This window comes from Aeromonas sp. QDB56 (assembly GCF_027705505.1).
Lineage (GTDB): Bacteria > Pseudomonadota > Gammaproteobacteria > Enterobacterales > Aeromonadaceae > Aeromonas > Aeromonas caviae.
In genome coordinates this window covers 1-10,407 of the sequence record NZ_JAPDBZ010000143.1, presented here as the reverse complement: position 1 = coordinate 10,407, position 10,407 = coordinate 1, and the positions used below count along the sequence as shown (strand labels likewise).

Here is a 10,407-nt window from a genome sequence, read left to right as displayed (position 1 = left end):
AAGCAGCGAAAATCGATACAGAACAGGACCTTAGAAGGAATTTCAAATGAAGTGTTTTCTTAAGGTCCTGTATATGTGGATGTGATAACGGGCCCTGCGGGGCCCTTTTTATTGTCACTCTTTTGTGGGGAACCCCCCGAAGTGGCGGTTATCGAGGCAATACGCAGGAGGAGATGATGCCCGGTGCCGTGTTGATGGCATCAATGGGCATTCAACTCATCGAGAGGCAGTGAAAAACTCCCCACGAAGACATCGATGAAGTAGCGCATGGCGGGGTTCATCCTGGCGTCCAGCATCTGCTCGAGGCGCTTTCGCGCGGGCTCGAACTCCCGGTTGCCGACGCTCAGCTCCTCCAGACACTTGGTGTAGGCACAGAGGGTGTCTGCATCCTTCACCAGGCTGGTGAGGGCCTCGTCCTGGGCGCCGGAGTCGAGCAGGGGGCGAAAGTCCTCGACCAGCTCAGGCGGCAACATGCCCAGCAGGCGCTGCTCGGCGGCAAGCTCAATCTTCTTGTATTCACGGGCGATTTCGGGATTGAAGTACTTGACCGGGGTGGGCAGATCCCCAGTCAGCACCTCGCTGCTGTCGTGGTAGAGGGCCATGACGGCGGCCCGGTCTGCATCCACCTGAGCGCCGAACAGGCGATTGCTGATAAGGCCGAGGGCGTGGGCCACCATGGCAACCTGCAAGCTGTGCTCGGCGATGTTTTCGGGCTGGATGTTGCGCATCAGGGGCCAGCGGTAGATGAGGCGCATACGGGCGAGGTTGGCAAAAAAATGGCTGGGCAGCATTAAAGACCTCGAATGGGGCAATGAAAAAGGGCAGACCCTAGTCTGCCCTTTTTTCCACCCGCAAGGATAGTCTGAGATGGGCTGTCAGCGGATGTAGCGGCCCGATTCGGCCTCGTGGTTGGTCACTATCATCTGGCCGATGGGGGCAAGGCTGATGAGGGCCAGCTTGAGGTGCTGGATGCCGAACGGGATGCCGACGATGGTGACGAAACAGGCCAGCGCCGAGGCGATGTGGCCGATGGCCAGCCAGACCCCGATGAGCACAAACCAGAGAATGTTGCCAATCAGCCCCAGGGCACCGGTGCCGATGTCGCTCTGGCCCGTCATGCTCTTGCGGCTCACCGCCTGCTTGCCAAACGGGAAGAAGGTGAAAGTGCCGATGACGAAGCAGGCGCGTCCCCAGGGGATCCCGATGAGGGAGATGAAGCAGAGCAGCCCCGCCAGCCACCAGGCCAGCCCCATGAAGACGCCTCCCAGCACGAACCAGAGCAGATTGAACAAGAAGCGGAAAAAGGACATGTGGGTGACTCCAGCAGCACGTAAATTGGTTGTCACCATAGCGAGCCCTGCCGGGGGACGCAATGGCGCAGGCGAGAAGGTGGACAATTTGGGTCGCAGCACGCCATTTTTGTGCCTGATTGGCGGCGGATGGCGATCAAAATGGCCCGTTCGCCGTGAAAAAGAGTGAGCCAGTGCAAATTATTGCGGATGGAATGCTTGAACTCGGTGCAAGGCTTCCCCATATAGGAGAAAGTCTTGCGCAAATTGTGCTGTCTGTGCCCCGGATGGGGGATGTGCGGCTCGACGCGACCACTGCACGCCGCTATAATGTCGCGTCATATTTTCTCATCACAAAGACAGTCGTTGTCTTTATAAACAGGAAGACTCCGGGCTTGCCCGGGGGCAATAAAGGGTCAGCACGCAGTGCTGAGTTGAACGAGGTAAAAGAATGCAAGTTTCTGTAGAGACAACCCAGGGTCTGGAACGCCGTCTTACCATCACTGTACCGGCCGCTACCGTTGACGCCGCCGTGCGCAAAGAATTGAATGGCCTGGCCAAAACCCGTCGCATCGACGGTTTCCGTCCTGGCAAGGCTCCGGTTGCCATCATCAAGAAGATGTTCGGTGCCATGGCTCACGCCCGCGTTGCCGATGAAATGATGCAGAACAACTTCATCAAGGCCATCATCGAGAACAAACTGAGTCCGGCTGGCGCCCCGACCATGGATCCGAAAGAGATCAAAGAAGGTCAGGATTTCGAGTTCACCGCCACTTTCGAAGTGTATCCGGAGTTCGAAGTTGCCGGTCTGGAGAGCATCAAGGTCGAGAAGCCGGTTGCCACCGTTAAGGACAGCGACCTGGAAAACATGATCGACACCCTGCGCAAGCAGCACGCCACCTGGACTGAAGCCGCTGTGGCTGCCGCCAACGGCATGCGTGTGACCATGGACTTCGTCGGTTCCATCGACGGTGAAGAGTTCGACGGTGGCAAGGCTGAAGGCTTCACCCTGGAGCTGGGCGCTGGCCGCATGATCCCGGGCTTCGAAGACGCCATCCTGGGCAAGAAAGCGGGCGACGAGTTCACCATCGAGGTGACTTTCCCGGCTGACTACCACGCCGAAGCCCTGAAGGGCAAGGCTGCCAAGTTTGCCTCCAAGCTGCACAAGGTTGAAGAGCAAGTGCTGCCCGAGCTGACCGAAGAGTTCGTCAAGCGTTTCGGCATCGAGAGCGGCAGCGTTGAAGAGCTGAAGGCTGAAGTGCGCAAGAACATGGAGCGCGAACTGGCCCAGGCCCTGAAAAACAGCGTGAAAGAGCAGGTACTGAACGGCCTGGTTGAAGCCAACCAGATCGATCTGCCGAAGGCTGCTGTTGCCCAGGAAATCGACACCCTGCGTCAGCAGGCTCTGCAGCGCTTCGGTGGCTTCCAGGGCGGCAACGCCCCCGAGCTGCCGGCCGAGCTGTTCCAGGCCCAGGCCGAGCGCCGTGTCCGCGTTGGTCTGCTGCTGGGTGACGTCATCCGCACCAACGAGATCAAGGCTGACGACGCCCGTGTGACCAGCATCATCGAGTCCATGGCCACTGCCTACGAAGATCCGAAAGAAGTGATCGAGTACTATCAGCAGAACGAGCAGATGCTGAACGGCGTGCGCAACCTGGCCATTGAAGATCAAGCCATCGATCTGATCCTGTCCAAGGCGCAAGTCACCGAGAAAGAAGTTGCCTTCGACGAAGTGATCAACAAGTCCGGTGCCGCTGCCTAAGAACATTTGACTTAAGGTCAAAACTGTTAAGTATAATGGCTCGTGTGATCTCCACTCGGGCCATTTTATTTTAGGGACAATGCCTTATGTACAAGAACTATAACGATGTGACTGAATCCCCACGCAATGCGCTCATCCCGATGGTGGTAGAGCAAACCGCGAAAGGGGAGCGTTCCTACGACATCTATTCCCGTCTGCTGAAAGAGCGGGTGATCTTCCTGACCGGTCAGGTCGAGGATCACATGGCGAACCTGGTGGTGGCCCAACTGCTGTTCCTGGAGTCCGAGAACCCGGATCAGGACATCAGCATCTACATCAACTCGCCGGGTGGCGCCGTCACGGCCGGTATGTCCATCTATGACACCATGCAGTTCATCAAGCCGGACGTGAGCACCGTCTGCATGGGGCAGGCCTGCTCCATGGGGGCCTTCCTGCTGGCCGGTGGCGCCAAGGGCAAGCGTTTCTGCCTGCCCAATGCCCGAGTGATGATCCACCAGCCGCTGGGCGGCTTCCAGGGGCAGGCTTCTGACATCCAGATCCATGCCCAGGAGATCCTGAAAATCAAGAATACCCTGAACGATCGTCTGGCGTTCCATACCGGTCAGGACATGGCCACCATCGAGCGCGACACCGACCGTGACAACTTCATGTCCGCCGAACAGGCCGTTGCCTATGGTCTGGTTGACGGCATCCTGAGCCAGCGCGGCTGAGCAGGGTACCCCGTCCTGTTGTAAACTCAACAGGACGATCCATCCTCTATTGATAAAACGAGGTCGCTGAATGACAGAGAAACGCAAGGGTGAGGCCGACAAGCTGCTGTATTGCTCTTTCTGCGGCAAAAGCCAGCATGAAGTGCGCAAGCTGATCGCTGGCCCTTCCGTCTACGTATGTGATGAGTGTGTCGAGCTGTGCAACGACATCATCCGCGAAGAGATCCGCGAGATCTCTCCCAAGCGCGATGGTAGCGAGCTGCCGACCCCTCATGAAATCCGCGCCCATCTGGACGACTACGTGATCGGTCAGGAGTACGCCAAGAAGGTGCTGGCAGTGGCTGTCTACAACCACTACAAGCGTCTTCGCAGCGGCAGCGAGTCCGGTGGCGTGGAGCTGGGCAAATCCAACATCCTGCTGATTGGCCCCACCGGCAGCGGCAAGACTCTGCTGGCCGAGACCCTGGCTCGTCTGCTGGATGTGCCCTTCACCATGGCCGATGCCACCACCCTGACCGAAGCCGGTTACGTGGGCGAGGACGTGGAGAACATCATCCAGAAGTTGCTGCAAAAGTGCGACTACGACGTGGAGAAGGCCCAGCGCGGTATCGTCTACATCGACGAGATCGACAAGATCTCCCGCAAGTCGGACAACCCCTCCATCACCCGCGACGTCTCCGGGGAAGGGGTGCAGCAGGCACTGCTGAAACTGATCGAAGGCACCATCGCCTCCGTGCCGCCCCAGGGCGGTCGCAAGCACCCGCAGCAGGAGTTTTTGCAGGTCGACACCTCCAAGATCCTCTTCATCTGTGGTGGTGCTTTCGCGGGGCTGGACAAGGTGATCGAGCAGCGCTCCGTCAAGGGCACCGGCATCGGTTTTGGCGCCGAGGTGAAATCCAAGAATGCCAAGGCAACCCTGAGCGAGAACTTTGCCAAGGTGGAGCCGGAAGATCTCATCAAGTACGGTCTCATCCCCGAGTTCATCGGCCGTCTGCCGGTGGTCGCGACCCTGACCGAGCTTGACGAGGCTGCCCTCATCCAGATCCTGAAAGAGCCGAAAAACGCGCTGACCAAGCAGTATGCCGCGCTGTTCGCCCTGGAAGAGGTGGAGCTGGAGTTTCGTGACGACGCGCTCAATGCCATTGCCCGCAAGGCCATGGAGCGCAAAACCGGTGCCCGGGGTCTGCGTTCCATTGTCGAGGCCGTACTGCTCGACACCATGTATGACCTGCCCTCCCTGAAAGGGGTCAGCAAGGTGGTGATCGACGAGACGGTGATCAAGGGAGACTCCGCGCCCCTGATGATCTACGACAATCCCGAGACTCAGGCCGCAGCCTCAGAGTAACTGTCTGATTTTTAATCACATAAAGGGGCTTTTTGCCCCTTTCATGCTTTTTACGGCCAAGGCGATTGAATCTCATCTTTGCGCCCCCATATACTCAGCCAAGCCTTTGCCAACGGTATAACAAGCCGAGAGGACATATATGAACCTAGAGCGTTCAGAACGCATCGAGATTCCCGTCCTGCCTCTTCGTGACGTGGTGGTCTATCCCCACATGGTCATTCCACTCTTTGTGGGGCGGGAAAAATCCATTCGCTGTCTGGAAGCGGCCATGGAGCAGGACAAGAAAGTCCTGCTGGTGGCCCAGAAGGATGCGTCGACTGACGAACCGACGGTGGAGGAAATTTTCTCCGTCGGGACAGTGGCCAATATTCTGCAGATGCTCAAGCTGCCGGACGGCACCGTCAAGGTGCTGGTGGAGGGGGGCCAGCGTGCCCGCCTTGAGCGGATGATCGACGATCGCGACTTCTTTGTCGGGGAGGCCCAGTACATCGCGTCCGCCCCCATCGAGGAGAAGGATCAGGACGTGCTGGTGCGCTCTGCCATCGGCCAGTTCGAAGGTTACATCAAGCTCAACAAGAAGATCCCGCCCGAGGTACTCACCTCGATTTCGGCGATTGACGATGCGGCGCGCCTGGCCGATACCATGGCTGCCCACATGCCGCTCAAGCTCGAAGACAAGCAGAAGGTGCTGGAAATCGCCTCCGTGTCCGAGCGCATCGAGTTTCTGATGGCCATGATGGAGTCGGAGATCGACCTGTTGCAGGTCGAGAAACGCATCCGCTCTCGGGTCAAGAAGCAGATGGAGAAGAGCCAGCGGGAGTATTACCTCAACGAGCAGATGAAGGCCATCCAGAAAGAGCTGGGTGAGCTGGAAGACAGCCCGGATGAATTCGAAGCCCTCAATCGCAAGATTGAAGAGGCCGGGATGCCGGAGGATGCCCGCGAGAAGGCCCAGGCCGAGCTCGCCAAGCTCAAGATGATGTCCCCCATGTCGGCGGAAGCCACCGTGGTGCGCAGCTATGTGGACTGGATGGTGCAGGTGCCCTGGAAGGCCCGCTCCAAGGTCAAGAAAGACCTAGGCAAGGCCCAGGAGGTGCTGGATGCGGATCACTATGGCCTGGACAAGGTCAAGGATCGCATCCTCGAATACCTGGCAGTGCAGGCGCGTGTGAACAAGCTTAAGGGCCCCATCCTCTGCCTGGTCGGGCCTCCCGGGGTGGGCAAGACTTCCCTGGGCCAGTCCATCGCCAAGGCCACCGGCCGCAAGTATGTGCGCATGGCCCTGGGTGGGGTGCGTGACGAGGCGGAGATCCGTGGTCACCGCCGTACCTACATCGGCTCCATGCCCGGCAAGCTCATCCAGAAGATGGCGAAAGTCGGCGTGAAGAACCCGCTGTTCCTGCTCGACGAAATCGACAAGATGAGCTCGGACATGCGTGGCGATCCCGCTTCCGCCCTGCTGGAGGTGCTGGATCCCGAGCAGAACAGCAGCTTCAACGATCACTATCTGGAAGTGGATTATGACCTGTCGGACGTGATGTTCGTGGCCACCTCCAACTCCATGAACATACCGGGTCCGCTGCTGGACCGGATGGAAGTGATCCGTCTGTCCGGTTACACCGAGGACGAGAAGCTCAACATTGCCAAGCAGCACCTGGTGGCCAAGCAGATCCAGCGCAACGGCCTGAAGCCTTCCGAGATCACCATCGAGGATTCGGCGCTGATCGGGGTGATTCGCTACTACACCCGCGAGGCGGGTGTGCGCAGCCTGGAGCGTGAAATCTCCAAAATCTGTCGCAAGGCAGTCAAACGCATCCTGCTGGACAAGAGCATCAAGCATGTTCAGGTCAACCAGGAGAACCTCAAGGAGTTCCTGGGGGTACAGCGCTTTGACTATGGCAAGGCCACCGACCAGAACCAGATTGGTCAGGTGTGCGGGCTGGCTTGGACCGAAGTGGGGGGCGATCTGCTCACCATCGAGACCACCAACATGCCGGGCAAGGGCAAGCTCACTTACACCGGTTCCCTCGGTGACGTGATGCAGGAGTCCATCCAGGCGGCCATGACAGTGGTGCGAGCCCGTGCCGAGAAGCTGCGTATCAACGGCGACTTCTACGAGAAGCGCGACATCCACGTGCACGTGCCGGAAGGGGCGACCCCGAAAGACGGCCCGAGCGCCGGTATCGCCATGTGTACCGCCCTGGTCTCCAGCCTCACCGGCAACCCGGTGCGTGCCGACGTGGCCATGACGGGTGAAATCACCCTGCGTGGCGAGGTGTTGCCCATCGGTGGTCTCAAGGAGAAACTGCTGGCGGCCCACCGTGGTGGCATCAAGCGTGTGCTGATCCCGAAAGAGAACGAACGTGACCTCGAGGAGATCCCGGCCAACGTCAAACAAGATCTTGAAATCTATCCGGTTCGCTGGATTGATGAGGTGCTTGCACTGGCGTTGCAGGACAATCCGCAAGGTTTCGAACGCGTTTCTGTCGTGTAAATGTTGATGCGCCGCAAATTTGGCGCATTCGGGGGGTGGTTAAGGCTTGCATGCACCGGACAACGGAAGTAGCCTTGACCACCGATCGGGTACTCATGATGAGTCGCAATGCGTGATGTGGCGCGGGTTTGCGCCAGATTGTCACTTGCAACTGATCAGGAGGCTTGTTATAAAACCTCCACTTGTTGTGGCCAGGGAAATCAGCGCCGCAGCGATGTTCGATAAAAGGGGAATATAAGAGTGAATAAATCTCAACTGATTGACAAGATTGCAGACGGTGCTGATATCTCCAAAGCTGCCGCTGGTCGTGCGCTGGATGCCTTCATCGATGCCGTGGGCGAAGCCCTGAAAGAGGGTGACCAGGTTGCTCTGGTTGGTTTCGGTACTTTCGCCGTTCGCGAGCGTGCAGCCCGTTCCGGCCGCAACCCGCAAACTGGTGCGACCATCGAAATCGCTGCCGGTAAAGTTCCTGCCTTCAAAGCCGGCAAGGCCCTGAAAGACGCGGTCAACTAAGCCGGTCGCTGATATCTATCGGCACCGTCCTTGGTCTCTGACCAGACAAGTGAGAGGGCTCTCCCTCATACTGCTTGACCAAGGCGCATCGCAATCGGTGCGCCTTTTCATTATTTACGCCCATCGAGTTCGGGAGCATAAGTACAAACATGATGTTGGATAAACTACGCGAAGGGGCGCAGGGCAAGGTAGCCAAGGTTATCTTGGGCCTGATCATCCTCTCCTTTGCCTTGGCCGGCGTAGGCAGCTACCTCAATGGCCCGGCACGTACCGCCCCCGCCACCGTCAACGGCAATGACATCAGTGCCCCCGCACTGGAGAATGCCTACCGCAATGAGCGGGCCCGCATGGAATCCCAAATGGGTGAGGCCTTCAACCAGCTGGCCGCCAATCCCGATTACATGAAACAGTTCCGCCGTGGCGTGCTGGACCGTCTGATCGATCAGGCGCTGATCGATGACAAGGCTCGCTCCCTGGGTCTGCGCGTCAGCGATGAGCAAATCAAGCAGGCCATCGTCGCCATGCCCGAGTTTGCCGAGAACGGCAAGTTCAGCAATGACCGCTACCTGCAGCTCATTCGCCGTGCCGGCATGACCCCCGAGATGTTCCGCGACTCCCTGCGCCAGGACATGGTGCGCCAGCAATTGATGGGCGCCGTGCTGGGATCGGAGTTCGCCCTCAAGGGTGAAGCCGAGCAACTGGATCGTCTCTACAACCAGACCCGTGACCTGCGCCTGATCCGTCTGGCCGCTTCCGCCTATGTGGACGGGATCGAGGTGAGCGATGCCGAGGTGGAGCAGTTCTACAAGGCCAACAGTGCTCGCTTCATGAACGACGAGACGGTCAAGGTCGACTATCTGCTGCTCGATGCCGCGAACCTTGGCAAGAACATCAAGATCACCGAGCAGGATGCCCAGGATTACTACGACCAGCATCAGGATCTGTTCCAGCGTCCCGAGCGCCGTCAGGTGGCGCACATCCTGATCCCGTTTGGCAAGGATGAAAAGGCCGCCGAGCAGAAAGCCGAGGCCGTGCTGGCCAAGGCCAAGGCGGGTGACGATTTCGCCGCGCTGGCCAAGGCCGACTCCTCCGATACCTTCTCCGCGAAGAAGGGCGGGGAGCTCGACTGGTTCGAGAAAGGGGTGATGGATCCTGCCTTCGAGAAAGCCGCGTTCGCGCTGGCCAAGGCTGGCGATCTCTCCGCCGTGGTGAAGAGCCCGTTCGGCTTCCACATCATCAAGCTGCTGGCCGTCGAGCCTGCCAAGACCAAGCCCTTCGTGGACGTGATGAGCGATACCATCGCCCGTCTGCAGTCTGAGAAGGCCAAGGAGCAGTTCTTCGCCGAACAGCAGAAGATGGCCGACAGCAGCTTCGAGAACCCGGACTCCCTGGACTTGACCGCCGAAGCCATGGGCCTCCAGGTGCAGTCCACCGGCTATTTCAGCCAGGCCGATGCGCCGGCACCGCTCAATGATCCCAAGGTGCTCTCCGTGGCGTTCTCCGAACAGCTGCGTGATGACAACACCAACTCCGACGTGATCGAGCTGGCCGACGGCAAGGCGCTGGTGCTGCACATCATGGGTCACCAGCCGAAGGCGGCCAAGCCGCTTGCCGAGGTGAAAGAGCAGGTGATCACCGCCATCAAGCACGACAAGGCCAGTGAAGTGGCCCGTGGCAAGGCCCAGGGTCTGCTGGACAAGCTCAAGGCCGGTGAGAACGTTCAGGCCGACCTGACCGCGCTGGGTCTGAAAGTGGATACCCATACCAGCGTATCCCGTTTCGCCCAGGAGATGGACCAGAACCTGGTGACCCAGGTGTTCCGCATGCCCCATCCGACCGATGGCAAGCCGAGCGTCGAGCTGGTGACCGAAGCCAACGGTGATCGTGTGGTGGTGGCGCTGGACAAGGTCAACGTCATCAAGGAGCCGTCCCAGATGGTGAGCCTGCTGCAAGGTCAGCTGGGTCAGGGCAAGGCACAGGCCGACTACAAGTCGCTGATCGACGAGCTGCGCAAGGCGGCCAAGATCGAATACTTCACCGACGTGGAAGCCACTGTCGAGTAGGTCAGCCTCACGGCCCCAAGTGTGAAAACGGCTCCATAATGGAGCCGTTTTTTTATCTGTACGCGGTACAAGGGGGGGCGGCTACCTGCTCTGGCAGGGATGAGCTAAGTCGTGCATCGTCCTGGTTTGCATCCCGCTCGGCGTTGCCAGCAGGCATAATACCAATCGGATTAAACATTAGGTCAGTTTTATCCAATCTCGGCTACAAAGTGACATCACCCGCTCCACATC

General features: G+C 58.8%; 8 protein-coding genes. 6 read left to right on the top strand and 2 right to left on the bottom strand.

Annotation, left to right across the window (positions count from 1 at the left end; genetic code table 11):
- Positions 1–200: 200 nt before the first annotated feature.
- A complete protein-coding gene (gene yfbR, locus OKB81_RS17165) occupies positions 201–791 on the bottom strand; it encodes a 5'-deoxynucleotidase (protein ID WP_010674569.1) in 591 nt (196 codons plus the stop codon).
- 84 nt (positions 792–875) lie between these two features.
- Positions 876–1,310, bottom strand: coding sequence for a YccF domain-containing protein (locus OKB81_RS17160; RefSeq protein WP_042016081.1), 435 nt, complete (start codon positions 1,308–1,310; stop codon positions 876–878).
- Between the two features lie 430 nt (positions 1,311–1,740).
- Between OKB81_RS17160 and tig the strand changes: the two genes are divergently transcribed.
- The 6 genes from tig to ppiD all read left to right on the top strand — a co-directional run bounded on the left by tig (position 1,741) and on the right by ppiD (position 10,176).
- On the top strand, positions 1,741–3,051 hold the full coding sequence (gene tig, locus OKB81_RS17155) for a trigger factor (protein ID WP_010674572.1): 1,311 nt from the start codon (positions 1,741–1,743) through the stop codon (positions 3,049–3,051).
- 86 nt (positions 3,052–3,137) lie between these two features.
- Complete coding sequence (gene clpP, locus OKB81_RS17150; RefSeq protein WP_005324106.1) at positions 3,138–3,761, top strand: ATP-dependent Clp endopeptidase proteolytic subunit ClpP; 624 nt, start codon at positions 3,138–3,140, stop codon at positions 3,759–3,761.
- Between the two features lie 70 nt (positions 3,762–3,831).
- Positions 3,832–5,106: an ATP-dependent protease ATP-binding subunit ClpX gene (clpX, locus tag OKB81_RS17145; protein ID WP_160838304.1), complete on the top strand. Its 1,275-nt coding sequence runs from the start codon at positions 3,832–3,834 to the stop codon at positions 5,104–5,106.
- Positions 5,107–5,245: 139 nt separating this feature from the next.
- Entirely contained in the window at positions 5,246–7,600 is a 2,355-nt protein-coding gene (gene lon / locus OKB81_RS17140; protein WP_010674574.1) for an endopeptidase La, read from the top strand.
- Positions 7,601–7,840: 240 nt separating this feature from the next.
- On the top strand, positions 7,841–8,113 hold the full coding sequence (gene hupB, locus OKB81_RS17135) for a nucleoid-associated protein HU-beta (protein ID WP_005315375.1): 273 nt from the start codon (positions 7,841–7,843) through the stop codon (positions 8,111–8,113).
- A gap of 149 nt (positions 8,114–8,262) precedes the next feature.
- Complete coding sequence (gene ppiD, locus OKB81_RS17130) at positions 8,263–10,176, top strand: peptidylprolyl isomerase (protein ID WP_270666230.1); 1,914 nt, start codon at positions 8,263–8,265, stop codon at positions 10,174–10,176.
- Positions 10,177–10,407 lie beyond the last annotated feature (231 nt).

Coding starts and splice junctions, on each gene's coding strand:
- yfbR (WP_010674569.1), bottom strand. CDS start 791: ATGCTGCCCAGCCATTTTTTTGCCAACCTCGCCCGTATGCGCCTCATC.
- OKB81_RS17160 (WP_042016081.1), bottom strand. CDS start 1,310: ATGTCCTTTTTCCGCTTCTTGTTCAATCTGCTCTGGTTCGTGCTGGGA.
- tig (WP_010674572.1), top strand. CDS start 1,741: ATGCAAGTTTCTGTAGAGACAACCCAGGGTCTGGAACGCCGTCTTACC.
- clpP (WP_005324106.1), top strand. CDS start 3,138: ATGTACAAGAACTATAACGATGTGACTGAATCCCCACGCAATGCGCTC.
- clpX (WP_160838304.1), top strand. CDS start 3,832: ATGACAGAGAAACGCAAGGGTGAGGCCGACAAGCTGCTGTATTGCTCT.
- lon (WP_010674574.1), top strand. CDS start 5,246: ATGAACCTAGAGCGTTCAGAACGCATCGAGATTCCCGTCCTGCCTCTT.
- ppiD (WP_270666230.1), top strand. CDS start 8,263: ATGATGTTGGATAAACTACGCGAAGGGGCGCAGGGCAAGGTAGCCAAG.